Source organism: Rhizobium sp. 21-4511-3d (assembly GCF_053522545.1).
Window position 1 is genome coordinate 311,338 of sequence record NZ_JBNWCF010000003.1, and the last position, 24,671, is coordinate 336,008.

Below are 24,671 nucleotides of genomic sequence, written 5' to 3' on the forward strand. Positions count from 1 at the left end.
CAGCGGAATGGGTCGGAGGGAGAGAGCCGGATGTATTCAGGTGGCCTGAGCTTTGCGCTTGGCGATGAAATCGAAGCGTTGCGCGATGCCGTGAGGCGCTTTGCGAGCGAACGCATCGCGCCGCTCGCCGATGAGACCGATCGCAACAATGCCTTTCCGATGCCGCTCTGGCGCGAGCTCGGGGAGATGGGCCTGCTCGGCATCACGGCGGGTGAGGAATATGGCGGGGCCGCTCTCGGCTATCTCGCCCATTGCGTCGCAATGGAGGAGATCAGCCGCGCCTCCGCTTCCGTGGCGTTGAGCTACGGCGCCCATTCCAATCTCTGCGTCAACCAGATCAACCGCAACGGCAATAGCGAGCAGAAGCAGCGATATCTGCCGAAGCTTGTAACGGGCGAGCACGTCGGCGCGCTTGCCATGTCCGAACCCGGTGCCGGATCCGATGTCGTCTCGATGAAGCTCAGGGCCGAGAAGCGTGGCGACCGCTATGTGCTCAACGGCAACAAGATGTGGATCACCAATGGCCCGGATGCCGACGTTCTCGTCGTCTATGCCAAGACCGATCCGGAAGCCGGCCCGCGCGGCATCACGGCATTCCTGATCGAGAAGGGCTTCAAGGGCTTCTCGACCGGCCAGAAGCTCGACAAGCTCGGCATGCGCGGCTCCAATACGTCCGAGCTGATCTTTGCCGATTGCGAAGTGCCGGAGGAGAACGTCCTCGGCACCGTCGGCGGCGGCGTGAAAGTGCTGATGTCCGGCCTCAATTACGAGCGCGTCGTCCTCTCGGCCGGTCCGCTCGGCATCATGGCGGCCTGCATGGATATCGTCGTGCCCTATCTGCACGAGCGCAAACAGTTCGGCCAGGCGATCGGAGAATTCCAGCTGATGCAAGGCAAGCTCGCTGACATGTATGTGACGATGAACACGGCGCGCGCCTATGTCTATGCCGTCGCGGCTGCCTGCGATCGCGGCGAGACCACCCGCAAGGACGCCGCCGGCTGCATCCTCTACGCCGCCGAAAAGGCAACGGCCATGGCGCTCGAAGCGATCCAGGCTCTCGGCGGCAACGGCTATACCAACGACTACGCGGCGGGACGGCTGCTGCGCGATGCCAAGCTCTACGAGATCGGCGCCGGCACTTCGGAAATCCGCCGCATGCTCATCGGGCGCGAACTCTTTGCGGAGACGGCATGAGGCACGGCGGCTCAGCTTCTCACGGTGCTGGAAGCGGATTGGGCGTCGCGGGTTGCGGCTTCGCTCAGCGTGTCGGTGATCCACTGATTGACCGATTGAGCCTTGTTTCCGGCAGCGCGCACAACCTGCTTGTGAAGGCTCGGCGACATGCGAAGCGACAGGTTTCCGGAGAAGGGTTTTTCCGGCTCCTGCTTGGTTTCGGCGCAAAAGGCCAGGTAGTCCTCGACGCTGTCGTGAAAGGCCTTGACGAGGTCCTGCGCCGTCTCGGCTTCAAAGGTGACGATGTCCTTGATGCCGACGACGCGCCCGTGAAAGACCATGTCGTCCTCGTCGAATTCGACCGACCCGGTATATCCCTTGTAGGCTTTCATGGCTTTATTCCCGAATTCGCCAGGAACTCCCTGACCGTGCGTACCACGTATTTCTTCGTGTCCGGCGAAGGATGCGGGCGGTGGATCAACAGCGACGAACCGCTGAGCGTAAACCGCACCCGCGAACCGCTTCCTTCCGAAACATCCGCGCCCAGCGCAACGAGCAGAGCTTCGATGTCACGCCATTTGATCGATCCGCTGACAGGTTCCGAGAAAATCGCCTTGAGCGTATTGCGATGGGCCTTGTGCAAGTCAGGTCCCCCCAGCCCCGATCCGACAAAAGTTTCGCATGCTTGGTATCATAATATGGTATCATTTGGAGGTGGTCAATGACCGTACTCCGATCCGAAATCTCCACCAATTCCGAAGCCTTCAAGGCCAATCGCGCGGCGATGGGCGAGGCGAGCAAGGTTGTGGACGACGCTGTCCGGCTGGCGGCCAATGGCGGCGGGCAGGCGGCGCGGGAGCGGCATGTAGGGCGTGGCAAGATGTTGCCGCGCGATCGGGTCATGGGGCTGATCGATCCGGCGACGCCGTTTCTTGAGGTTGCGGCGACTGCTGCCCATGGCATGTATGACGGCGATGCGCCGTCGGCGGGGCTGATCACCGGGATTGGCCGGGTGATGGGCCGCGAATGCATGATCGTCTGCAACGATGCGACCGTCAAAGGCGGCACCTATTACCCGATGACGGTGAAGAAGCATCTCAGGGCGCAGGAGATTGCCGCCGAGAACAATCTGCCCTGCATCTATCTCGTCGATTCAGGCGGCGCCAATCTGCCGAACCAGGATGAGGTCTTCCCCGACCGCGATCATTTCGGCCGCATTTTCTTCAATCAGGCGAACATGTCGGCGGCGGGCATTCCGCAGATCGCCGTCGTCATGGGCTCCTGTACGGCAGGCGGCGCCTATGTGCCTGCCATGTCCGACGAGACGATCATCGTCGAGGGGCAGGGCACGATCTTTCTTGCCGGTCCGCCGCTGGTGAAGGCGGCGACGGGTGAGGTCGTCTCTGCCGAGGACCTTGGCGGCGGCGATGTCCATACACGGCTGTCGGGGGTGGCCGATCATCTGGCGCGTGATGATGCACATGCGTTGGCTTTAGCCCGCCGCAGTGTCGCCGCGCTCAATCGCCCGAAACGGACGGATATGGAACTGCAGGCGCCGGAGCCGCCGCTTTACGATCCCGCCGAAATTGCCGGGATCGTGCCCGCCGACCTGCGCACGCCTTACGACGTCAGGGAGGTTATCGCCCGCGTCGTCGACGGCTCGCGGTTCGACGAGTTCAAGGCGCGTTACGGCGCCACGCTCGTCTGCGGCTTTGCCCATATCCACGGGATGCCCGTCGGTATCATCGCTAATAATGGCGTGCTTTTCTCGGAATCGGCGCTGAAGGGCGCGCATTTCGTCGAGCTCTGCTCGCAGCGCAAGATCCCGCTGGTCTTCCTGCAGAATATCACCGGCTTCATGGTCGGCCGCAAATACGAGACGGAAGGCATCGCCAAGAACGGCGCCAAGCTGGTGACGGCGGTGGCGACGACGAAGGTGCCGAAGATCACCATGCTGATCGGCGGCTCCTTCGGTGCCGGCAATTACGGCATGGCGGGACGTGCCTTCTCGCCGCGTTTCCTCTGGACCTGGCCGAACAGCCGCATCTCCGTGATGGGCGGCGAACAGGCGGCCGGTGTTCTCGCCACGGTGCGCGGCGAGGCGCTGGCGCGTTCGGGCAAGCCGTGGACGGCGGAAGAGGAGGCGGCGTTCAAGCAGCCGGTTCTCGACCGCTTCGAGAGCCAGAGCCATCCGCTCTATGCCTCGGCGCGTCTCTGGGATGATGGAGTGGTCGATCCCACGAAGAGCCGCGATGTGCTCGGGCTTTCGCTGTCGGCGGCGCTGAATGCGCCGATCGGCGAGACCCGGTTTGGCCTGTTCAGGATGTGAGGCGGCGATGTTCGACAAGATACTCATCGCAAACCGGGGTGAAATCGCCTGCCGCGTCATCCGCACCGCACGGCGCATGGGAATAAAGACCGTCGCCGTCTATTCCGATGCCGATAGCGGCGCGCTGCATGTCGAACTTGCCGACGAAGCCTATCGCATCGGCGCGGCACCGGCGCAGGAAAGCTATCTCTCGATCGAGCGGATCATCGCCGCCGCTGAGCGATCCGGCGCCCAGGCCGTCCATCCCGGCTACGGATTCCTTTCTGAAAATGCCGCGTTTGCCGAGGCTGTCGAAGCGGCCGGGCTGACTTTCATCGGCCCGCAGCCTTCGGCTATCCGTGCCATGGGTCTGAAGGATGCCGCGAAGGCGCTGATGGAGCAGTCGGGCGTTCCCGTCGTCCCCGGCTATCACGGCGACAATCAGAATCCTGATTTCCTCGCCGCACGGGCGTCAGAGATCGGCTACCCCGTTCTCATCAAGGCGCGGGCCGGCGGTGGCGGCAAGGGCATGCGTCGCGTCGACGATGCGCAGGATTTTGCCGCCTCTCTCGATGCTGCCCGGCGCGAGGCGCTGGCCGCCTTCGGCGACGATGCGGTGCTGATCGAGAAATATCTGCTGCGGCCGCGCCATATCGAAGTACAGGTCTTCGGTGACCGCCACGGCAATGCGGTCCACCTCTTCGAACGCGACTGCTCGCTGCAGCGCCGCCATCAGAAGGTGATCGAGGAGGCACCTGCACCCGGCATGACCGCAGAGATGCGCCGCGTCATGGGCGAGGCGGCCGTGCGTGCCGCACGGGCGATCGACTATCGCGGCGCAGGCACCGTCGAGTTCATCGCCGACGTTTCGGATGGCCTCTGGCCCGATCGCTTCTTCTTCATGGAGATGAACACCCGCCTGCAGGTGGAGCATCCCGTGACCGAAGCGATTTCGGGCGTCGATCTCGTCGAATGGCAGCTGCGGGTCGCGGCCGGAGAGCCGCTGCCGAAGAAGCAGGCCGAGCTTGCGATCAATGGCTGGGCCTTCGAGGCGCGGGTTTACGCCGAGGATGCCGCGAAAGGCTTCCTGCCGGCGACGGGCAAGATCGAGCGGCTCGCGTTTCCCCAGAGCGGCGTCCGCGTCAACGCCGGTATCCGATCCGGTGACCGTATTTCCACGCATTACGATCCGCTGATCGCCAAGCTGATCGTTCATGGCCCGAACCGCCAGGCGGCGCTCACCGGGCTGCGCCACGCGCTGGAGGCCACGCGCATCGAGGGAACGGTGAGCAACCTTGCCTTCCTCGCCAACTTGACGCGTCAGGATGATTTCGCCGGCGGTCATCCCGATACCGGGTTGATCGATCGCAATCTCGAAATGCTGACGGCCGTCGCCGAGCCCAGCGGAACGGCAATCGCTCTTGCCGCCGTTCTCTCGCTGGAGGCCAGGCAGGCGGGCAGCGACCCCTGGGAAACGCTGGGGCATTGGCAGCTCTGGAGCGAGATGCAGCGCATCGTGACGCTGCATCATGCGGGCGATGTCTCCAGCCTGCGCGTCGTGGCGCGCGGCTTCGACATGTTCGCCGTCCACAATGGCCAGCGGGTCATCCCTGTCCGCATCGTCAGGCGTGATGGCGGGGGTGTGCAGGTCGAGGCGGATGGCCGTCAGGTCTTCGTCGAGGTCAGTCGTCATGGCGGCCATCTCAGCCTGCGCTTCGATGGCGCGGTTCATGTCTTCGATCTCGATGATCCGCTTTCGGCCGCTGCTTCCGAAGGGGCAGGCAGCGACCGGCTGATCGCGCCGATGCCGGGTTTCGTGAAGATCGTCCGGGCGGTCGCGGGCGGCACGGTTTCGAAGGGCGATCCGCTGGTTGTCATGGAAGCGATGAAGATGGAGCTGACGCTCGCCGCGCCGCGCGATGGGGTGGTGGAAAATGTCGCCGTCAGCGAAGGGCAGCAGGTGTCGGAAGGCGCATTGCTCTTCAGCCTGAAGGCCGCTGAGGAATGACCCCGTCCCGCGTGACCATCGTTGAGATGTCGCCGCGCGACGGCCTGCAGAACGAGGCGCGTTTCGTCGAGACTGCCGAGAAGATCAGGTTGGTCGACATGCTCTCCGATTGCGGTTTCGAACGCATCGAAGTGACGAGCTTCGTCAGCCCCAAATGGGTGCCACAGCTCGCCGATGCCGCTGCCGTCATGGCCGGGATCAAGCGGCGGGCCGGGACACGCTATGCCGTACTGACGCCGAATATGAAGGGCTTTGAGGCAGCGGTCGCCGCCGATGCCGGCGAGATTGCCATCTTCGCGTCGGCCTCCGAAACCTTCTCTCAGCGCAATATCAACTGCTCGATCGCCGAAAGCATCGAGCGCTTCAGGCCGGTCGCCGACGCGAGCCGCGAGGCTGGCATTCCAATGCGCGGCTATGTCAGCTGCGTCGTCGAATGCCCCTATGAGGGCGCTGTCGCGCCGGAAGCCGCAGCCCGGGTTGCGGCGGAACTCCGCCGCCTCGGCTGTTTCGAGATCAGTCTTGGCGACACGATCGGCCGCGGGCAGCCGGAGGCGGTGGACCGGATGCTGGCGAGCGTGCTCGGGGAAGCCCCGGTGTCGATGCTGGCCGGGCATTTCCACGATACGTCAGGCCGGGCTCTTGAGAATATCGATGTCTCCCTGGATCGCGGTCTCGCCGTCTTCGACGCCTCGATCGGCGGTCTGGGCGGCTGCCCTTACGCGCCGGGCGCAAAGGGCAATGTCGATACGCTCGCCGTCGCCCGCCATCTGCAGGCGAAAGGGATAGAGACCGGCTTGCCGCTCGATGCGCTTGAGAATGTGGCCCGCTTTGCACGTGGCCTGAGGAGTGATGGATGACTTTCGAAACGCTTCATGTCACGGTCGAGGGCGGCGTGGCCCATGTGAGGCTGGCACGCCCGGAAAAGCACAATGCGCTGTCATCGCTGATGATGGACGAGCTCATCTCCGTCACCGCCAAACTGTCCGCCGATCCCGCAGTGCGGGCCGTCGTGCTGTCCGGCGAAGGCAAGAGCTTCTGCGCGGGCGGCGACCTTGGCTGGATGCGCGATCAGTTCACGGCGACGCGGGCCGGGCGGATTGCCGAGGCGCGGCGGCTGGCCATGACCTATCGGGCGGTGGACGATCTCCGGAAACCCGTCATTGCCAAGGTCAACGGCAATGGCTTCGGCGGGGGCGTCGGGCTTCTCAGCGTCTGCGACCTGGTAATCTCCGCCGACACTGCGAAATTCGGTCTGACCGAAGTGCGCCTCGGCATCATCCCGGCAACCATCAGCCCCTTCGTCATCGCCCGGATCGGCGTCTCGGCGGCCCGCGGGTTGTTCATGTCGGGCAAGCTCATCGATGCCCAAGAGGCAGCGGCAATCGGGCTCGTCAACCGCGCCGTCCCGGCCGATGCGCTGGATGGCGCTGTCGATGCGGAGATCGGTCATTTGCTGCAGGCCTCGCCCGAGGCCGCCTCCCGCGCCAAGGCGCTTCTGAAATCGCTCGGAAACCCTGTAACCGACGATGTCATCAATCGGGTCATCGAGCAGCTCGCCGATACCTGGGAGACGGCGGAAGCCCAGGAAGGTGTCACTGCCTTTTTCGAGAAGCGTGCGCCATCCTGGCGGTGGTGAGGTCGCCTTGCGCTTGAATTAAGCGCGATCTGAGCATACTTTGAACGAGCGACTGTCAAAATAGGCTAGGATCATCACCATGGCAGCTATCGGTTTCGACATTGCTGCGGCCCGCTTCGGCGATGGCCAATCGGCTTTCCTCTCGGCGCGCCGCGTTGCCGATCAGCTCGGCGTGACGCTGGCTGAACTCGCGAAGCTGATCGGTGTGGCGCGCAACACGCTGACGGCGAAGTCCAGCGCCCGCAAGGTCGACGGTGCGCTGAGCAATGTCGTGCGCATCCTCTCGATGGCCAGCGAGATGGCGGGAGACGACAATCGCGCCGTGATCTGGTTCAAGCATCAGCCGATCCCCGGCTGGGGCGGCAAGACCGCGTTCGATCTTGTCGGTGAAGGCAAGTCCGGCAAGGTTCTCGCCTATCTCGAAGCGGTTCGATCAGGCGTCTATGCCTGACCGGAATTCCGGTGATATCCTCCAGCTCTGGCGGGCCTTCGTTCCGCGCTGGGCTTTCGCGCCGCTCTCCGGCGAGGGAGCGGCGCGCTTCGGCGGGCGCTGGAATCCGGTTGGCGCGCCGGCGATCTATGCCGCCCGTGAGCTCTCGACCGCCTGGGCCGAATATAATCAAGGCTTCGTCCAGCATCCGGCGATCATCGCCCAACTGGAATTGGCCGGTGCGCGGCTTGCGGACACGACCGCTCCGGCAGTTCTCGAATCCTATGGCGAGGCAGCGGATATCCACCGCTGCGAGTGGCGCCAGGAGCTTGACGCCGGACGCATTCCCACGACGCACCGCCTGCGCGGACAGCTGATCGCCGACGGCTTCGATGGCGTCATCTACCCCTCCTTCATGTCGCCGGGCGGAACCTGCGTCGCCCTCTGGCGCTGGAATACGCCCGGTTCGCCCGAGCTTCGCGCCATCGATCCCGAAGGGCGTCTGCCGAAAACGGCAGCCTCCTGGCTCTAGGCTTTCGCAGCCCGCCGGCCTGACCCATTTGGGCATGATTGCGAAGCACGGCGCAATCTGGCAGTTTGCCGGAAATGGTCGCCATCTTCGGTGGCGCCGATACGAAAATGCGGGGAAGCGATTGACGATGAAAGCACCGACCGGCCGTGACGCTGCTCCGACGATTGCCGATGTGGCGCGGTTGGCGGGGGTCTCCCGAGCCGTTGCAAGCCGGGCGCTGTCGACGGAGCCAAGGCCGGTTTCGGCAGACAAGCGCGAGCGGGTGATCGAGGCGGCGAACACCCTCGGTTACAAGCCCAATCTGCTGGCCCAGAGCCTGACGACCAAGACCGTCAATCTCGTCGCCGTGGTCGTCAACCACATCCACGATCTTTCCGACCTCGATCTCTTCGACCGGCTGATCGACCAGATCCAGTCGATCGGCAAGCAGGTGATCCTGATCCGCATCGGCTCGGTGGCGCGCGTCGAGGAATTCCTGCGCAACGGCGTTGCCTATCATGTGGATGCCGCGCTGGTCTTTTCCGATTTCGCCGATGCAGTGACGGTGCGGAAGATGTTTCGTTCCGATCTCGTCGTGATGCTGAACGGTCTGCACGACCATCTCTCGCCCGTCGTCATGCCCGACGAGGCGACGGGGATATTCCAGGCGGTGGCAGATGCTGCCAGCAAGCGGGTCAGGACCGCGGGCCTCGTCACCGGCCGCGCCTCCTCGCCGGTCGAACACAGCCGCATCGGCATCTATCAAAAGGCCTTCGAGCAGCACAAGATCGAGCTCGTGCGCACTGTCCAGGGCGATTACTCCTATGCGAGCGGCCACGCCGCGGCGGCCGTCTTGACCGGCAACGACTGTCCGGACGCGATCTTCTGTACATCGGATGCCATGGCGATGGGCATTCTCGATGTCTGCCGGTCCGACTTCCCGGGCAACAAGCCGCCACGCTTCCGCCTATACGGCTTCGACAACCTGTCGCTGACGGATTTTGACGCCTATCCGATTTCCTCGATCGGCTACGACAAATCCGACTATGTCCGCCACGTCGTCGATTTCATCGCCGACCCCGAAGGCTTCCGCTCCGGCCAGCCGCCGATCTCGGTTCCCACCCGCTTCGTGCTGCGGGCGACGTCGTAATTCCGGAATTGCCGAGCTTTACCGCAACGGAAGCTCGAAGCTCTGTTTTACGGTTTCCATCGGGACATCCGTTTTGATGTTCAGAACGCTTGGAATTCGAGTCAGGTGGTCGGCCTGAAAACGCCAATAGCTGTGAAGATTAGAAGTGACGATGCGAAGGATCGCGTCACATTCTCCTGTGGTGAGGTAGCATTCAGTTACCTCGGGAAATTTTCTGACGGCCTCGGCAAACTGAAGCGTAACCTGAGCATCCTGCGTCTTGAACCAGATGCGAGCGAACACCGTCAGCCCTGCGCCGACCTTTTCCGGGTCCAGGATCGCAACGTAGCGATTAATGATCCCTGCATCCTCCAACAATCGAACGCGACGCAGGCATGGCGAAGGGGAGAGCCCTACTTCTCTTGCCAGCTCCACATTAGAAATACGTCCGTTACGCTGAAGGACGCGCAGGATTCGACGATCAATTTCATCCATGGCATTAAAGTCTTCAATTTTCAGTTAAATTGGCACATTATGCCAATAGCAGCCTGCTTCCTGGAATCTTAGCAAGATGATTGCGTACGCCGCAATCTATTCTCTGCGTCACCTAACCGCGGAGATGCAAACTATGGTGAAAAAGATCGTGCTTTCTTATTCCGGTGGCCTGGACACCTCGGTGATCCTCAAATGGCTGCAGGAAACATACCAATGCGAAATCATTGCGTTTACCGCCGACCTGGGACAGGGCGAGGAACTCGACCAAGTCCGTAGCAAGGCGGAAATGTTGGGTGTCACCGACATTCGCATCTTGGATTTGCGCGAGGAATTCGTTCGCGACTTTGTCTTCCCGATGTTTAGAGCCAACACCGTCTACGAAGGACATTATCTGCTGGGTAGCTCGATCGCCCGGCCGCTGATTGCCAAGTATCTTGTTCAGATTGCACAAGAAGTGGGCGCAGATGCCATCTCCCATGGAGCTACCGGCAAAGGAAACGATCAGCTCCGCTTTGAACTCGCGGCAAACGCGCTCGATCCGGCAATCAAGGTAATTGCCCCATGGCGACAGTGGGATATCCGCTCTCGCACCGAGCTTGTCGCCTACGCGGAGCGGCACCAGATTCCCGTCCCAAAGGACAAGCGAGGGGATGCGCCTTTCTCTATCGATGCCAACCTCCTGCATACTTCGACCGAAGGAAAGGTTCTGGAGGACGCCGGGGAAGCCGCATCCGCCTATGTCTATCAGCGCACGGTCGATCCCGTCGACGCACCCGATCTCCCGGAAGTGGTCACGATAGGATTCGAGAAGGGCGATGCTGTTTCAGTGAATGGCACGCAGCTTGGCCCCATGGAGCTTTTGATCGAACTCAATGGCTTAGGCAGCAAGCATGGGATTGGCAGACTGGATCTCGTCGAAAATCGCTTCGTTGGCGTGAAGTCGCGCGGGATCTACGAAACACCTGGCGGCACGATATTGCTCGCGGCGCATCGCGGTATGGAATCGATCACTCTCGATCGCGCGGCAGCTCATTTGAAGGACGAGATCATGCCGCGCTATGCGGAGCTGATATACAACGGCTTCTGGTACTCTCCCGAACGGGAGATGCTTCAGGCACTAATTGATCAAAGCCAAAATTATGTCAGCGGTGAAGTAACACTGAAACTTTATAAGGGGGCGGCCAATGTCATATCCCGCAGCTCTTCTAATTCGCTGTACTCCGCTGAGCTGGTGACTTTCGAGGACGATTTTGGCGCCTATGACCAACGTGACGCCGATGGCTTCATAAAGCTCAACGGATTGCGGCTGAAGAATTGGAGCGCCCGCAACAACAGGGTGCCCGCTTAAGTCTGGCACTGCCGCCGCAAAGCACCATGGCGGTTGCGGCGGCAGGTATTTAGGCGACTGTTACCACTGCGGGTTCAGAGCCGGCGGGTTGGCTTCGGGGCCCCACCACTTCTTGTAGTTCGCTTCGTAGGCGCCCGACTGGATGTAATCGGAGACGAACATGTCGAGCCAGCGGACGAATTCCGGGTCGCCCTTGGCGACGGCCATGCCGATCGGGTCGTTCGAATAGAGGCCTGCGAGGGTGACCAGCGCCGGGTTCTTGGTGGCGAGGTAGTCGAGCAGCGAGGAGTCCTCGATAGCAGCGTCGACGCGCTTCTGCTGCAGCTGCAGCACGCCGTCAGGCGCGAACTGGTCGACATAGACGAGTTCCGCATCCGGAACGGCGGTCTTCAGGAAGGTTTCGCCCGTCGTGCCGCGGCCGACGACGATCTTCTTGCCGGCGAGATCCTTCAGATCCTTGATGCCGGCATCCTTCTGCACGATGATGCGCAGGCCGGCGCGGTTATAGGGGATCGAGAAGTTGACGACCTTGGCGCGCTCGAGCGTTGCCGAGGTATTGGCGATCGCCACGTCGATCTGGCCGGAAACGAGCATCGAGATGCGCGCATCGCCGGAAACGTCGGTGAACTCGACGGGAACGCCGATTTTCTCGGCCAGGCGCTTGGCGACATCGACGTCGTAGCCGACGGGATTGTTCTGGTCGTCGCGGAAGCCGATCGGTTCGCCGCCGAGCGAGACGCCGATGCGGATCGTACCGCGCGAACGGATATCATCGAGCATGCCGGCGAAGGACGGCAGAGCCGAACCTGCGACGACGGCGATCGCAGCGATCGCGGTGAGTAAGCGTTTCATTGTTCCATTCCCTCTTCGTTGATTATGCCTGTTTCGCCGCCCGCAGTTCCGGTTCGGACATTGAATCCTCCCAGAGCCAGTAGCTGATTTCGCCCTCGCATCTGAAATTCACCACCTCATGATTTCCTTTTGCGTCAACCGCGTGAATGACGACACCTGCAAGGAAACCGGTATCCAGTTCGTTAAGCTCCTCGACGGCGAGCTTGATCGCGTCGGACAAGGAATAGCCGAGCTTCATGGCGAGAACGATGGTGCGCGAGGTCGAGCAGCGCATCGTCATCTCGCCGGTATGGGTGCAGGCGGCGGCGCCATAGCGGCTGTCGGCATAGAAGCCGGCGCCGGGGATCGGCGAGTCGCCGAGGCGGCCCGGATATTTCCAGGCCCAGCCGGAGGTCGACGTTGCAGCGTGAATGCCACGGGCGGCATCGGCGGAGAGGAAGACTGTCGTGTCGCGGACACGCTCGGGATCGGTAATCGCTCTGCTGAGCGGCGCCAGGGGAATGTTGGGGAATTTCGCGAGATCTTCGGGCGCGACTTCCTTCTCCAGCCGCTCCCACCAGACGCGCTTGCTGTCTTCGAAAAGCACGTCGTCCTCGGGGAAACCGATTTCACTTGCAAAGCGGCGGGCGCCGTTGCCGGTCAGCATCACATGCGGCAGGCGCTTCATGACTTCGTGGGCGAGCCTTGCGACCGGCAGCGTGTTCGGCACGGCGCCGACCGAGCCGACATTGCGCGTCGTGCCGTCCATCACGGCGGCATCGAGTTCCATGTCGCCGATCATGTTCGGCCAGCCGCCGTAGCCGACGCTGCGGACCTTCACTTCGCTCTCGACCTTGCCGATGCCGGCGACCATGGCGTCGAGGCTGTTGGCGCCGCTGCGCAGCATGTCGACCGTGTGGGCAAAACCCGGCCAGGCTTCTTTGTTGGCGATGAGCAGCATGAAAAACCTCTAATCTTTACGCATTTTGGAAAGGAACTGGGCAACGCGGGGCTGCGCCATGCCGCCATCGGCGGCGAAAAACTGTTCGGTCGGCAGGTCGACAAGCAGCTTGCCCTTGTCGAGGAAGACGATCCGGTCGGAAATCTGCCGGGCAAATTCGATCTCGTGGGTGACGAAGAGCATCGTCGTGCCCTCTTCGGCGAGCTTGGCGAGGATCGCCAGAACTTCGGCCGTCATCTCCGGGTCGAGTGCGCTCGTCACTTCGTCGAGCAGGAGGTAGCGCGGCTGCATGGCAAGCGCCCGGCAGATGCCGACGCGTTGGCGCTGGCCGCCGGAAAGCTGGGCCGGATAGGCATCGGCGCGCTCGCCGAGGCCGACGGATTGCAGGAGTGCACGGGCGGTCGCCTCGGCTTCGGCGCGCGGCTTCTTCAGAACCTCGATCGGCGCCAGTGTGACGTTTCCGAGCACCGTCATATGCGGATAGAGATTGAAGAGCTGGAAGACCGTGGCCGAGCGCTTGCGTGCCTCGGTCAGTTCCTTCGGCTTGCCGACATCGAAGTCGTCGACGAGGATGCGGCCGCCGTTCAGCTTTTCCAGTCCGTTGATGCAGCGGATCAGCGTCGACTTGCCGGAACCCGATGATCCCAGGATCGAGACCACTTCGCCTGGATTGATCGTCAGGTCCACACCGTCGAGGACGGTGGTCGAGCCGAACGCTTTCTTGACGTTTTCTACTTTGAGCATGTCAGAGCCCTCTCCAGGCGCTATGGGCCCTGAGGCGGTTTTCGAAACGGGTGCCGAGAAGCGCGACCAGCTTGGCCGTCGCGTAATAGAGCAGGCCGACGGCGGTCCAGACGATGAACGGCTTCAGCGTGCGCAGGTTCAGGATATTGCCGATCTTGGTGAGATCGACGACGCCGATGACGGAGATCAGCGATGTCACCTGCAGCTGGTTGACGAGCAGCGCGATCAGCGGGCCGATCGCAAAGGCCATGGCCTGCGGTGCCACGACATGGCGCAGCACCTGCCAGCGCGTCAGGCCGAAGACGCGGGCGGCCTCGATCTGGTCGCGGCCGATGGATTCGATTGCCGACACGGCGATGACATAGACGAAGGCGGCAGTATTGGCCGACAGCGTGATCGTCGCGGCGGTTATCGGCGTGATGCGGATATGGAAGAGTGCGGGAAGGCCGAAGAAGACCAGGAAGAGCTGCACAAGAACGGGCGAGTTCTTCAGGAGCTCGGCCAGGAAGGTGACGACAGGCATCAGCACCGGCACGCGATAGAAGCGCACGACAGCCCACAGTAGCCCGATCAGCAGGCCGATCAGCGAGGTGCCGAGGAAAAGCGCCACGCTGACGCCGAGGCCCTGGGCCAAAAGCACGAGATCGAAGGGGGTGAAATCCGTATAGCGCATCAGCCGACGGCCTCCATCATGTCACGGTTGAGGCGGCGGTGAAGCAGCGTGACGCCGAGCGAGACGAGATAGGTGAGTGCCGCATAGGCAACCAGCAGCACGACGTAGACCTCGAAGGGCCGGTATGTTTGCGACACGACGATCTGCGCCGAGCCGGTCAGCTCGTTCAGCGTGATGGTCGAGAGGATCGAGGAGGTCAGGATCAGGTTGATGAGTACCGAGCCGAGCGGGCGGATCGAGGTCCTGAGCGCGATCGGCAGGACGATCTTGGTGAAGGTGACGCGGCGCGAGAGCCCGCTGACTTCGGCCGCTTCGATGATGCCGGGATCGATCGCCAGAATGCCGGCGCGGATGACATCGGAGGCATAGGCGCCGCCGGCGATCGACAGGGCCACGACGCCGGTCGTGAACGCATCGATATAGATCCCGAGTTCCGGCAGGCCGTAATAGAAGAAGAACAGCTGCACGATGAAGGGCACGTTGCGGAAGATGTCGACATAGACGAAGGCAACGCGGCGCAGCGTCGGCGACGACGAGGTGCGGGCGATGGCCACGAAGGCGCCCATGATGACGCTGCCGAGCAGCGCCAGCGCGCAGGCTTCCGCCGTCAGCAGCGCGCCTTTGCCGAGAAAGCCGAGATGCGGCAAAAGGATCGAAAGGTCGAACCGCACGATCGCTCCCCCAAGCACGATTGAAACCGGTTTCATATTGCGGTCACAAAACGGCGCTGTCAAGCGCCGAGGTGGGGAAGCTGTGGAATAGTGAGACGCCCCGCATGAGGGTGCGGAGCGTCTCGTCGCGGCTTGGCGCCTCTCAGGCGGCGGAGAACGGCACGGCCACGAACGTCTTGTTGCCGCCGCGTTCGATCAGCAGCAGCACCGACTTGCGGCCCGACTTCGCGGCGCTCGCAACGGCGGCCTTGGCATCGCTGGCGTCGTGCACCGGCTTGTCGTTGACCGAGACGATCACGTCGCCCGTCTGGATGCCGGCAGCGGCTGCCGGCTTGTCGGGGTTGACGCTGGCAACGACGGCGCCGTTGACGCTGCGCGGCAGGTTCAGCTCCTGGCGGGCATCGGGCGTCAGGTCGGCAAGGCCGACGCCGATGCTCGGGCCGCTCTGGGTCTTGCCGTCGCTTTCGTCGGCTGCGGCCTGCTTCTGGCCGTCGTCGTTACCGCCGATCGTCACGTTCAGGTCGGTGCTCTTGCCATCGCGCCAGACGGTCATCGTCTGCTTGGCGCCGGGGCTCATGTCGGCGACGAGGCGCGACAGGTCCTTCGGCGTCTTGACGGCTTCTCCGCCGACGGCGGTCACGATGTCGCCAGTCTTGATGCCGGCGCGGGCGGCAGGCGTATCACCGGAGACGGCGGCGACCAGCGCGCCCTGGGCATCGCTGAGGCCGACGGCATCGGCAACATCCTTGGTGACGGCTTGGATCTGCACGCCGAGATAGCCGTGCTCGATCGAGCCATCCTTCTGCAGCTTGGCGACGATCATCTTGGCTTCATCGGAAGGAATGGCGAAGCCGACGCCGACGCTGCCGCCATTCGGCGAGTAGATGGCGGTGTTGATGCCGACGACATGGCCGTCGCGGTCAACGAGAGGGCCGCCGGAGTTGCCGTGGTTGATCGGTGCGTCGATCTGGATGAAGTCGTCATAGGGGCCGCTATGCAGGTCGCGGCCACGGGCCGAAACGATACCGGCAGTCACGGTCGTGCCGATGCCGAAGGGGTTGCCGATCGCCAGAATCTGGTCGCCGAGCTTCAGCTTGTCGGAATCACCCCAGGCGACGGTGGCGAGCGGCTTCGGCGCCTGGATCTTCAGGACGGCGATATCGGACTTCGGATCGGTGCCGACCAGCTTGGCCGGCAGTTCTGTGCCGTCGTCCAGCGTCACCTTGATGTCGATGGCGTTGTCGATGACGTGGTTGTTGGTGACGATGACGCCATCCGGGCTGATGATGAAGCCGGAGCCGAGAGCCATCGCATGCTGGCCGCCTTCATTCTTCGGTGCCTGGTGCGGGAAGGGGATGCCCTGCTGCTCGAAGAACTGGCGGAACTGCTCGTCCATCGGCGACTGCTGGTCGCTGGCGTCAGTGGCCTTCATGGTCGTGGTGACGGTGACGACGGCAGGCTTGTCGGCATCGACGATCGGCGCGAACGAACCGCCGGAGGCAAGCGTGCCGCCGATTTCGGCCGGTGCTGCGACAGCGGTCGCGGCATTGATGGTGAAGGGAAGCGCTGCGGTGCCTGCAATCAGGGCTGCACCCAGAAGCGCTGCTGTGCGGTGCTTGAGGAGAATCTTGGACATGGCGAATGGTCCCTTGCAAATCGTTGCTAAGCGGCGTCTTGGTTCCATGCCGGGAACGCGGGCGTCGGGCGAAATACACGAATTCTTCGCGATCGAAGATAAAATCGCCAGTATTGGCGGTTTTTACTAGGCTTCGTGAAGAATTAGCGCTTGAGAACTGATATGCGCCGCCTGACGTCACTTTACAAATTAAATGTTCATTACGGTTTCATTGCAAAACCGTAAGCATTACAGGGATTTAATATTTGGGGGCCGGAACAAATCCGGGCGGGGCCGGAACCCGCTGGTTCAGGCCTCGACCTGAACCAGATGGCCTTCGCTGACGCTCTTGTAGCAGCGCTTTGGCGGCACATAGCCAAGCGGCCGGATCGGGCTCTTCAGCTCGTCCGTTGAGAGGCCGCGCCTGATGCCGCGGCGCGCCGGATCGGGAACCGGGACCGCCGAGATCAGCTTCTTCGTATAGGGATGCTGCGGATTGCCAAAAACCGCCTCGCGCGGGCCGATCTCGACGATCTCGCCGAGATACATGACGGCGACGCGGTGGCTGACGCGCTCGACGACCGCCATGTCGTGCGAGATGAACAGGAAGGCGAGGTTGAGGCTCTGCTGCAGGTCCATCAGGAGATTGCAGACCTGCGCCTTGATCGAGACGTCGAGTGCCGAAACGCTCTCGTCGGCGACGATGACTTTCGGATCGAGCGCAAGCGCGCGGGCGATGCAGATGCGCTGGCGCTGACCGCCGGAAAACTCGTGTGGATAGCGCTCCATCATATCAGGCTTCAGGCCGACGCGTTCGAGCAGGTCGGCCGCCTTCTCGCGGGCCTGCGCCCGTGTACCCAGACCATGCGCCACGATCGGCTCGCTGACGGTGGCGCCGACGGTCATGCGCGGATTGAGGCTGGCGAAGGGATCCTGGAAGATCATCTGGATGCTGCGGCGCATGCGCCGGAGGCTCGAGGAATCGAGGCCGGTGACGTCGTAGCCGTCGAGATTGACCTTGCCGGCATTGGGCTCAATCAGCCGGGTGATCGAGCGTCCCGTCGTCGACTTGCCGCAGCCGGATTCGCCGACCAGCGACAGTGTCTCGCCCTGGAAGAGGTCGAAGGATACGTCCTCGACGGCATGGATCGCGCCCGTCCGGCTGCCGAAAATGCCGCCTCGGATCGCAAAGCGCGTCGTCAGGTTCTTGACTTCGAGGATCGGCGTCTTGCCGCGATCGACGGTGTCGGCAACGGCGGCCGGTTCGCTGCGCTCGCCCGTCGCGGTATCGACAACGGGGAAACGCAGCGGCCATTTCTGGCCGGTCATCGAGCCGAGCCGCGGCACCGCCGAGAGCAGAGCGCGCGTATAAGGGTGCTTGCCGCGATGGAAGATGTCGTCGGTCGCACCTGTTTCGACGGCCTCGCCACGATACATGACGATGGTGCGGTCGGAAATCTCGGCGACGACGCCCATGTCGTGGGTGATGAAGAGAACGGACATGCCTTCCTCTTCCTGCAGCAGCTTGATCAGGTCGAGGATCTGGCCCTGGATCGTCACGTCGAGCGCCGTTGTCGGCTCGTCGGCGATCAGGAGTTTTGGGCGCGAGGCGAGCGCCATGGCGATCATCACGCGCTGGCGCATGCCGCCTGAGAACTGATGCGGATATTCGTCGAAGCGCGACGAGGCGTTGGGAATGCGGACCTTTTCGAGCAGGCGGATCGTTTCGGCCCGCGCCTCGCTCTTGGTCATTTCGCCGTGGCAGGTCAGCGCTTCCGAAATCTGGCGGCCGACCGTGAAGATCGGGTTCAGCGATGTCATCGGCTCCTGGAAGATCATCGCCGCATCGTTGCCGCGCACCCGGCGCATCTCCCTGTCGGACAGCGACAGGATATCCTTGCCGTTCAGGAGGATGCTGCCCTCGATACGGCTCTGCTTCTTGGCAAGCAGGCGCATGATCGACAGCGAGGTGACGCTCTTGCCCGAGCCGCTTTCGCCGACGATCGCCACGGTCTCGCCGGGCATGACGTCGAAGGAGACGTCGCGCACGACCGGCCTCCAGGCGCCATCGACCAGAAACGACGTGGTCAGGTTGTTGACCGAAAGCACCGGTTTTGCAGCTTCACCCATATCCTGTTCCTGCTTCATGGTTCGGTCTCAGCTCTTGAGCGGGGTGGCAAACGAGGCCGAAGGGCGTCCCTCGGCGAGACGGGCGGCTTCGAGTGCGGCGATCTTCGCGTCGATCTCGCGACGGTCGATCATGCCGCTCGGTCTTTCGCGCGTCGCCATGGTTTCGGCGACATGCAGATAGCGTTCGCCGGCGACGGCGTAGAGCCGCCGCAGCTCTTCCAGTGGATCGGCACGGTCGTCGGCGCGGATGTTGAGCCAGGCATAATCCTGGTCGCGGTAGATCACGAGCGCGGCGGATTGCTTGCCGCGCTTGTCGCCACCGGCATCCTCGCCAGCCTGCATGGCTTCCAGCAGCCTTTCGGCGAGCGGCTTTCCCGCCGTCTTCTGGAAGGTCTCGAGCGCGGCCGCGATCACCTGCGGCCCGGCCAGCATGTTGCCGGCCACGGAGACATTCTCGGCGACCAGATGCCCGGCCCAGTCGATACACTTCTCGCCGGTAAAGACGGCATTGCGCCCCGTCGCGTCGATCATGTGGAACTGCCGCTGGTCGCGGCCTTCGTCGCGCGCGGCAAGTTCGGCAACGATCGCCTCCGGCGCCTGACCGGCGGCGAGCATCGCAAGACCGTCGACGCCATTCAGCGGATTGACGAAGGCCTGCGTCGCCACCGCGCCGATGCCGCCGCGGATATGCGGCACGATGCCACCAACGGCGAAGAAGCGGCTGGCGACGGCGATGCCGAGATGGCCGCTATCGGGGTCACGGGCGACGATCGAATAGGTCACGGTTATCTCCCCACCGCATAGGCCTGCATCAGCCGCGGCGTAGCCGCTGCCCGCAACAGGCCATCGGCATCCCGGCGTGCAGCGGTCAGGCGGCCGACCGTCCAGGGATCGGCGACCGTCAGCTTGTGGCCCTTCCGGCGCAGCGCCTCCAGCACGTCTTCGCCGAAATTCGCTTCGGCCATCAGGCTGCCCGGTTCGCGGGTGCGCGGGTAGAAGGAGCCCGGGAAATGCGAGGTGTGGAACAGCGGCTGGTCGATCGCCGCCTGCAGGTTCATCTTGTGATGGACATAGCGCAGGAAGAAGGAGAGCTGCCACTGTTCCTGCTGGTCGCCGCCTGGCGTGCCGAAGGCCAGTGTCGGGCGTCCCTCGTAGAGCGCGATCGATGGCGTCAGCGTCGTGCGTGGGCGCTTGCCGGGGGCAAGCGAGGTCGGCAGGCCGGGCTTCAGCCAGAACATCTGGGCGCGCGAATTCAGGCAGAAGCCGAGGCCGGGCACGACCGGCGACGATTGCAGCCAGCCGCCTGAGGGGGTGATCGACACCATGTTGCCCTCGCGGTCGATGACGTCGATATGGACGGTATCGCCGCGCTTCTCGGACAGATGCGCCATGGTCGGCTCATAGACGGCGCCGGTCTTCGAGGTGACGCCGAGCATGTCCATCGTGAGTGCATATTGCTCTTCGAAGCCGGGCACGATGCCGGGCTGCAGCTCCAGCGATGCCTCTGACTTGATGAGCTTGCGGCGCTCGTCGTTATAGGCGTCGGACAGCAGATGCTCGACCGGGATCTGCGAGAAATTCGGGTCGCCGTAATAGATCTCGCGGTCGGCGAAGGCGAGCTTCATCGCTTCGGTGACCGTATGGACGAAATCGGCACCGGCCGGATCCATCGAGGCGATATCGATGCCCTTCAAGAGCGCCAGCGTCTGCAGGAAGACTGGTCCCTGGCCCCAGGGGCCGATCTTGGCGACCGTCCAGCCGTGATAGTCGTAGGTCTGCGGCGCTTCGATCATCGCCGACCAGTTCGCCATGTCATCGGCGGTGATGACGCCCTTGTGCTTGGTGCCGCTGGCATCCATCACCGCGGTCGAACCGGCGTAACGCTCGATCGCTTCGGCCACGAAGCCGCGATAGAAGGCGTCGCGGGCCGCCTGGATCTGTTCTTCGCGATCGCGCTTGGCTTCCGCCTCGGCGACAATCCGCTTCCAGGTTTCGGCGAGAACCGGGTTCTTGAAATTGGAGAGCGGCTCGGGAACGGAGCCGCCGGGCAGCCATGTCTGGTGCGAGGTCGGCCATTCCTTCTCGAAGAAGGAGGCGAGGCCGGCGATTGTCGCCGAGACGCGCGGCAGCATCGGATGGCCGTTTTCGGCATAATAGATTGCCGGTTCGAGAACCTCGCGGACGGTCAGGCGGCCATAGTCGCGCAGCATCAGCATCCAGCCGTCGAAGCTGCCGGGGATGACGGTCGCGAGCAACCCGTCGCCGGGGATCAGCTTCAGGCCTTCGGATGTGTAATGCTCGATCGTCGCACCAGCCGGTGCCGGTCCCTGGGCACAGATGACCTCGACCTTGTCCTTCTTCTTCGAATAGAGGATCGCCGGCATGTCGCCGCCCGGGCCGCAGAGATGCGGCTCGACGATCTGCAGCACGAAGCCGGTGGCGACAGCCGCGTCGAAGGCGTTGCCGCCCTTTTCGAGGATGCTCATGCCGACAGCGGAGGCGATCCAGTGGGTCGAGGTGACGACGCCGAATGTGCCGAGGATTTCGGGACGGGTCGTGAATGCGGTCATTTCATATGTCCTTTCAGGAGATCATGCTTCGCGCGGATCGAGCGCATCGCGCAGGCCGTCGCCGAGGAGATTGAAGCCGATGACGACGAGGAAGATCGCCGCCCCCGGCCACATCGCCATCCATGGGGCTTGGGAGAGGAAGTTCTTGGCAACGTTCAGCATCGAGCCCCAGCTGGCGGCAGGCGGCTGCTGGCCAAGACCGAGGAAGGAGAGGCTGGCCTCGGCGATGATCGCGGTGGCGACCGTCAGCGTTGCCTGGACGAGGATCGGTGCCGCGACGTTCGGCAGGATGTAGCGGGTGATGATGCTGAAATGGCGAAGGCCGATCGAACGCGCGCCCTCGACATAATCCTCGGTCTTGACCGCGAGCACCTGGCCGCGTGTCAACCGGATGAAGATTGGCATCGCTGACAGGCCGATGGCGATCATCGCATTGGTCAGGCTCGGCCCCAGGAAGGCGGCGAGCGCGATTGCGGTGATCAGGAACGGCATGGCGAGGAAGGCCTCGGTGATGCGCGAGATGATCTGGTCGACCCAGCCGCCGAAATAGCCGGCAAGCAGCCCGAAGGGTACGCCGATGAAAACGGAGATCGCTACCGAGAAGACGCCGGCCATCAGCGAGGCCTGCGCTCCCCAGATCATGCGGGAGAGGATATCGCGGCCGATATCGTCGGTGCCAAGCCAGTGGGCGGCCGATGGCGCCTTGCGGATCGCCGACCAGCTGGTGGCGTTGGGATCCGGGATCGGCAGGATTGGCGCGGCGGTCGCCAGGATCGCGAAGAAGGCGATGATGCAGAGGCCCACAAGCGCGCCCTTGTTGGCCTTCAGTTTGCGCCAGGCGCGGCTGGGTACGCGCTGCTCGGTGGCGACGGCAACCTGATCGATGGCGGTCATAGCGAGGCCCTCATGCGCGGATTGAGAAGGACGAACAGGATATCGGCGATGAGGTTCATCATGATGAAGCCGATCGCGGTGCAGAGCACGACGCCCTGGACGACGGCGTAGTCGCGGTTGAAGACGGCATCGACGATCAGCTTGCCGAACCCCGGAATGGTGAAGATCTGCTCGGTCAGGACGGCGCCTGCGAGAAGTTCGCCGAAGAGCAGCGCGCTCAGCGTCACGATCGGCAGCACGGCATTGCGGAAGCTGTGTTCGAGAACGACGGAGCGCTCCGAAAGCCCCTTGGCGCGGGCGGTGCGGATGTAGTCGGCGCTGAGGACGCTGAGCATCGCCGAGCGCGTGTGGCGCATCAGCGTCGCCGCCAGCGCGTTGCCAAGCACGAAGGAGGGCATCAGCATCGTCTGGATCGAACGGAGCGGGTCGTTGAAGAAGGGCTCGTACCCTGATGCTGGCAGCCAGCCGAGCTTCACCGAGACGAGCAGGATCAGCATGATGCCGAGCCAGAAATTCGGGATCGAGAGGCCGGAGAGCGCGATCAGGTTCGCGAGATAGTCGAAGAGCGTATTCTTCTTCACCGCCGCCAGAATGCCCATGGGAACGCCGATCACGAAGGCGAAGATCATCGACATGATGGCAAGCTGGATCGTCACCGGAAGCTTCTCGGCGACGAGCTCGAGAACCGGCTGATTGGTCCTGAGCGAGATGCCGAGATCGCCCTGCAGCACCGAGCCCAGCCAGGAGACGTACTGGTAGGGCACCGGATCGTTCAGCCGGTATTTCTCACGCAGATATTCGATGACTTGTGGGTCCCGCTCTTCGCCGGCCATCGCGAGGATGGGGTCGCCGGGCAGGAGCTTCTGCAGCGAAAAGACGAAGACCGATATGATCAGCAGCGTCGGAATGGCGACGAGAAGCCGCTTGGCGATGTAGGTATACATGGTGGCGATCCTGAACGGGCCTGGAGAGGCGGCGGGATGGCCCCGCCGCCACGGTTGCTAGGCTCAGCCTTCCTTCTTGACGCCGGTCAGGCGGATCATGCCATCCGGCGAGGCGACGAAGCCGGTGACGTTCTTGTGCAGCGCCCAGATCCACGAGTTATGGCCGAGATAGATGATCGGCAGGTCGTCGTTGAGGATCACGGCGGCGGCGTCGTATTTCTGCTTGCGCACCGCATCGTCGGTGGAGGCGCGGGCCTCGTTCAGCAGCTTGTCGACCTCGGCATTGCAATACTTGGTATCGTTGATGCCGCCCTTGCAGGTGATGAACTGATGGATGTTGCCGTCGGGATCGATGCGGCCCGACCAATCGGAACGGCTGAGCTGGTAGTTGCCGGCCGTCTGTTCCGAAAGTAGCGTCGCGAATTCCGTCGAGCGGATCGTCACGTCGAAACCGGCCTCGGCCACCATCGACTGGATGATCTGCATCATCTGCGAAGCCACGGGGTTGTTCTGCACCTGCAGCTCGATCGGCACGCGGTCGAAACCGGCTTCCTTGACGAGCGCCTTGGCCTTGTCGAGATCGCGGGCCGGAACCGGAACATCCTTGTCGAACCACGGGCTGTTCGGCGGGAAGGACTGGTTGCCCGGAACGGACGTGCCTTCATAGACGATCTGGTTCAGCGCTTCGCGGTCGATCGCCAGCGAAAATGCCTGGCGCAGGCGCTTGTCCTTGCCGAACGGATTGTCGGCGCGTGCGCCGTTGCCGATATTGGCGTAGAGCGCCATGTAGCCGGTGCCGATCGCATCGGCATAGGTGAGGGTCGAATCTTCCTTGACGGATGCGGCGTCGGTCGGTGCCAGACGCTCGATCATGTCGAGATCGCCTGAGCGCAGGTTGGCGAGGCGCACGGTGGTATCCGGGATCGGCAGGTAGGTGACCTTGTCGATGAAGATATTGTCTTTGTTCCAGTAGTTCTGGAACTTCTCAAGCACGATGCGGTCCTGCTGGACACGCTCGACGAACTTGAAGGGACCGGCGCAGACCGGATGATTGCCGAAATTGGCGCCGAGCTCCTTGGCGGCTTTCGGCGAAACGATCATGCCGGCGCGGTCGGAGAGCTGGGCGAGCAGCGTGACGTCAGGGCTCTTCAGCGTGAATTTCACTTCGTATTCGCCGGTCGCTTCGACCTTCTCGACCGAGGTCAGCTCGCTCTTGCGGCGCGATTCCGGCAGCGTCATGTTGCGCTCGATGGTGGCGACAACGGCTGCGGCATTCATCGGCGTTTCGTCGTGGAACTTGACGCCTTCGCGCAGCTTCATCGTCAGCGCCTTGCCGTCATCCGACCAGTGCCATTCGGTGGCGAGCTGCGGCACGATCTTCAGGTCTGGGGTGACGTCGACAAGCTTGTCGCACATCGCGGTATAGACGATGCGGCCGACGAAGGTGCGCGACTGCGCGGGATCGAGCACGTCGGCATCGTCCTGCAGGCCGATCTTCAGCTCGGCGGCAAAGGATGGGAGGGCAACAAGCGCCCCGGCTAGAAGGGTCGTCACAAAACTGGCGGTCTTCATTTCACTCTCCTCTGGTTCTTTTTTGCTT

The 24,671-nt window shown here is 63.0% G+C and carries 25 protein-coding genes; 10 read left to right on the forward strand and 15 right to left on the reverse strand.

Translation table 11 applies throughout. From position 1 onward, the window contains the following. Window positions 1-30: 30 nt before the first annotated feature. A complete protein-coding gene (locus ACQZ5H_RS09845) occupies window positions 31-1,194 on the forward strand; it encodes an isovaleryl-CoA dehydrogenase (RefSeq protein ID WP_449097527.1) in 1,164 nt (387 codons plus the stop codon). An 11-nt stretch (window positions 1,195-1,205) separates the two neighbouring features. Here ACQZ5H_RS09845 and ACQZ5H_RS09850 read toward each other — a convergent pair whose 3' ends face one another. Both ACQZ5H_RS09850 and ACQZ5H_RS09855 read right to left on the reverse strand, forming a co-directional pair. Then, entirely contained in the window at window positions 1,206-1,565 is a 360-nt protein-coding gene (locus ACQZ5H_RS09850) for a type II toxin-antitoxin system HicB family antitoxin (RefSeq protein ID WP_112714497.1), read from the reverse strand. Continuing rightward, the gene (locus tag ACQZ5H_RS09855) at window positions 1,562-1,816 is read right to left on the reverse strand and encodes a type II toxin-antitoxin system HicA family toxin (protein WP_449097528.1); all 255 of its coding nucleotides are present in this window, start codon (window positions 1,814-1,816) and stop codon (window positions 1,562-1,564) included. The genes ACQZ5H_RS09850 and ACQZ5H_RS09855 overlap by 4 nt, the downstream gene beginning before the upstream one ends. A gap of 78 nt (window positions 1,817-1,894) precedes the next feature. Between ACQZ5H_RS09855 and ACQZ5H_RS09860 the strand changes: the two genes are divergently transcribed. From ACQZ5H_RS09860 to ACQZ5H_RS09890, 7 genes are all read left to right on the forward strand, one after another. Then, entirely contained in the window at window positions 1,895-3,502 is a 1,608-nt protein-coding gene (locus ACQZ5H_RS09860) for a carboxyl transferase domain-containing protein (RefSeq protein ID WP_449097529.1), read from the forward strand. Window positions 3,503-3,509: 7 nt separating this feature from the next. Beyond that, window positions 3,510-5,489, forward strand: coding sequence for an acetyl/propionyl/methylcrotonyl-CoA carboxylase subunit alpha (locus ACQZ5H_RS09865; RefSeq protein WP_449097530.1), 1,980 nt, complete (start codon window positions 3,510-3,512; stop codon window positions 5,487-5,489). After that, on the forward strand, window positions 5,486-6,346 hold the full coding sequence (locus ACQZ5H_RS09870; protein ID WP_449097531.1) for a hydroxymethylglutaryl-CoA lyase: 861 nt from the start codon (window positions 5,486-5,488) through the stop codon (window positions 6,344-6,346). Before ACQZ5H_RS09865 ends, ACQZ5H_RS09870 begins: the two co-directional genes overlap by 4 nt. After that, complete coding sequence (locus tag ACQZ5H_RS09875) at window positions 6,343-7,125, forward strand: crotonase/enoyl-CoA hydratase family protein (RefSeq protein WP_449097532.1); 783 nt, start codon at window positions 6,343-6,345, stop codon at window positions 7,123-7,125. Before ACQZ5H_RS09870 ends, ACQZ5H_RS09875 begins: the two co-directional genes overlap by 4 nt. A 79-nt stretch (window positions 7,126-7,204) precedes the next feature. Then, window positions 7,205-7,576 (forward strand): antitoxin Xre/MbcA/ParS toxin-binding domain-containing protein, encoded by a 372-nt coding sequence (locus ACQZ5H_RS09880; RefSeq protein WP_449097533.1) that lies wholly within the window; start codon window positions 7,205-7,207, stop codon window positions 7,574-7,576. Continuing rightward, entirely contained in the window at window positions 7,542-8,087 is a 546-nt protein-coding gene (locus ACQZ5H_RS09885; RefSeq protein ID WP_449097659.1) for an RES family NAD+ phosphorylase, read from the forward strand. Before ACQZ5H_RS09880 ends, ACQZ5H_RS09885 begins: the two co-directional genes overlap by 35 nt. Before the next feature lie 127 nt (window positions 8,088-8,214). Beyond that, the gene (locus ACQZ5H_RS09890; RefSeq protein ID WP_199625561.1) at window positions 8,215-9,216 is read left to right on the forward strand and encodes a LacI family DNA-binding transcriptional regulator; all 1,002 of its coding nucleotides are present in this window, start codon (window positions 8,215-8,217) and stop codon (window positions 9,214-9,216) included. Window positions 9,217-9,234: 18 nt separating this feature from the next. Here the strand turns inward: ACQZ5H_RS09890 and ACQZ5H_RS09895 are convergent, their stop codons facing one another. Beyond that, window positions 9,235-9,690, reverse strand: a complete 456-nt coding sequence (locus ACQZ5H_RS09895; RefSeq protein WP_449097534.1) for an Lrp/AsnC family transcriptional regulator — start codon at window positions 9,688-9,690, stop codon at window positions 9,235-9,237. A gap of 124 nt (window positions 9,691-9,814) precedes the next feature. On the opposite strand from ACQZ5H_RS09895, the gene ACQZ5H_RS09900 reads away from it, so the two are divergent. Then, window positions 9,815-11,038, forward strand: coding sequence for an argininosuccinate synthase (locus ACQZ5H_RS09900; RefSeq protein ID WP_449097660.1), 1,224 nt, complete (start codon window positions 9,815-9,817; stop codon window positions 11,036-11,038). A gap of 60 nt (window positions 11,039-11,098) precedes the next feature. Here ACQZ5H_RS09900 and ACQZ5H_RS09905 read toward each other — a convergent pair whose 3' ends face one another. The 6 genes from ACQZ5H_RS09905 to ACQZ5H_RS09930 all read right to left on the reverse strand — a co-directional run bounded on the left by ACQZ5H_RS09905 (window position 11,099) and on the right by ACQZ5H_RS09930 (window position 16,554). After that, window positions 11,099-11,890 carry a transporter substrate-binding domain-containing protein gene (locus ACQZ5H_RS09905; protein ID WP_199625560.1) on the reverse strand — a complete coding sequence of 264 codons (792 nt, stop codon included), beginning with the start codon at window positions 11,888-11,890 and terminating at the stop codon, window positions 11,099-11,101. Window positions 11,891-11,912: 22 nt separating this feature from the next. Continuing rightward, the gene (locus ACQZ5H_RS09910; protein WP_449097535.1) at window positions 11,913-12,830 is read right to left on the reverse strand and encodes a N(4)-(beta-N-acetylglucosaminyl)-L-asparaginase; all 918 of its coding nucleotides are present in this window, start codon (window positions 12,828-12,830) and stop codon (window positions 11,913-11,915) included. A gap of 9 nt (window positions 12,831-12,839) precedes the next feature. Continuing rightward, the gene (locus ACQZ5H_RS09915) at window positions 12,840-13,574 is read right to left on the reverse strand and encodes an amino acid ABC transporter ATP-binding protein (RefSeq protein WP_112714475.1); all 735 of its coding nucleotides are present in this window, start codon (window positions 13,572-13,574) and stop codon (window positions 12,840-12,842) included. A 1-nt stretch (window position 13,575) separates the two neighbouring features. Then, window positions 13,576-14,247 (reverse strand): amino acid ABC transporter permease, encoded by a 672-nt coding sequence (locus tag ACQZ5H_RS09920; RefSeq protein WP_449097536.1) that lies wholly within the window; start codon window positions 14,245-14,247, stop codon window positions 13,576-13,578. Further along, window positions 14,247-14,918: an amino acid ABC transporter permease gene (locus ACQZ5H_RS09925; RefSeq protein ID WP_449097537.1), complete on the reverse strand. Its 672-nt coding sequence runs from the start codon at window positions 14,916-14,918 to the stop codon at window positions 14,247-14,249. The genes ACQZ5H_RS09920 and ACQZ5H_RS09925 overlap by 1 nt, the downstream gene beginning before the upstream one ends. Before the next feature lie 142 nt (window positions 14,919-15,060). Continuing rightward, window positions 15,061-16,554: a DegQ family serine endoprotease gene (locus ACQZ5H_RS09930; protein ID WP_449097538.1), complete on the reverse strand. Its 1,494-nt coding sequence runs from the start codon at window positions 16,552-16,554 to the stop codon at window positions 15,061-15,063. Between ACQZ5H_RS09930 and ACQZ5H_RS09935 the strand changes: the two genes are divergently transcribed. Beyond that, a complete protein-coding gene (locus ACQZ5H_RS09935) occupies window positions 16,553-16,684 on the forward strand; it encodes a hypothetical protein (protein ID WP_449097539.1) in 132 nt (43 codons plus the stop codon). The genes ACQZ5H_RS09930 and ACQZ5H_RS09935 overlap by 2 nt on opposite strands. Before the next feature lie 158 nt (window positions 16,685-16,842). On the opposite strand, the gene ACQZ5H_RS09940 is transcribed toward ACQZ5H_RS09935, so the two are convergent. The 6 genes from ACQZ5H_RS09940 to ACQZ5H_RS09965 all read right to left on the reverse strand — a co-directional run bounded on the left by ACQZ5H_RS09940 (window position 16,843) and on the right by ACQZ5H_RS09965 (window position 24,643). After that, on the reverse strand, window positions 16,843-18,681 hold the full coding sequence (locus ACQZ5H_RS09940) for an ABC transporter ATP-binding protein (RefSeq protein WP_449097540.1): 1,839 nt from the start codon (window positions 18,679-18,681) through the stop codon (window positions 16,843-16,845). 9 nt (window positions 18,682-18,690) lie between these two features. Further along, window positions 18,691-19,446 carry a DUF1028 domain-containing protein gene (locus tag ACQZ5H_RS09945; RefSeq protein WP_449097541.1) on the reverse strand — a complete coding sequence of 252 codons (756 nt, stop codon included), beginning with the start codon at window positions 19,444-19,446 and terminating at the stop codon, window positions 18,691-18,693. A gap of 2 nt (window positions 19,447-19,448) precedes the next feature. Continuing rightward, window positions 19,449-21,233, reverse strand: coding sequence for a gamma-glutamyltransferase family protein (locus tag ACQZ5H_RS09950; protein WP_449097542.1), 1,785 nt, complete (start codon window positions 21,231-21,233; stop codon window positions 19,449-19,451). A gap of 21 nt (window positions 21,234-21,254) precedes the next feature. Further along, a complete protein-coding gene (locus ACQZ5H_RS09955; protein ID WP_449097543.1) occupies window positions 21,255-22,127 on the reverse strand; it encodes an ABC transporter permease in 873 nt (290 codons plus the stop codon). After that, window positions 22,124-23,071: an ABC transporter permease gene (locus ACQZ5H_RS09960; RefSeq protein WP_130280253.1), complete on the reverse strand. Its 948-nt coding sequence runs from the start codon at window positions 23,069-23,071 to the stop codon at window positions 22,124-22,126. The genes ACQZ5H_RS09955 and ACQZ5H_RS09960 overlap by 4 nt, the downstream gene beginning before the upstream one ends. 63 nt (window positions 23,072-23,134) lie before the next feature. Continuing rightward, window positions 23,135-24,643 carry an ABC transporter substrate-binding protein gene (locus ACQZ5H_RS09965; protein WP_449097544.1) on the reverse strand — a complete coding sequence of 503 codons (1,509 nt, stop codon included), beginning with the start codon at window positions 24,641-24,643 and terminating at the stop codon, window positions 23,135-23,137. Window positions 24,644-24,671: the final 28 nt, after the last annotated feature.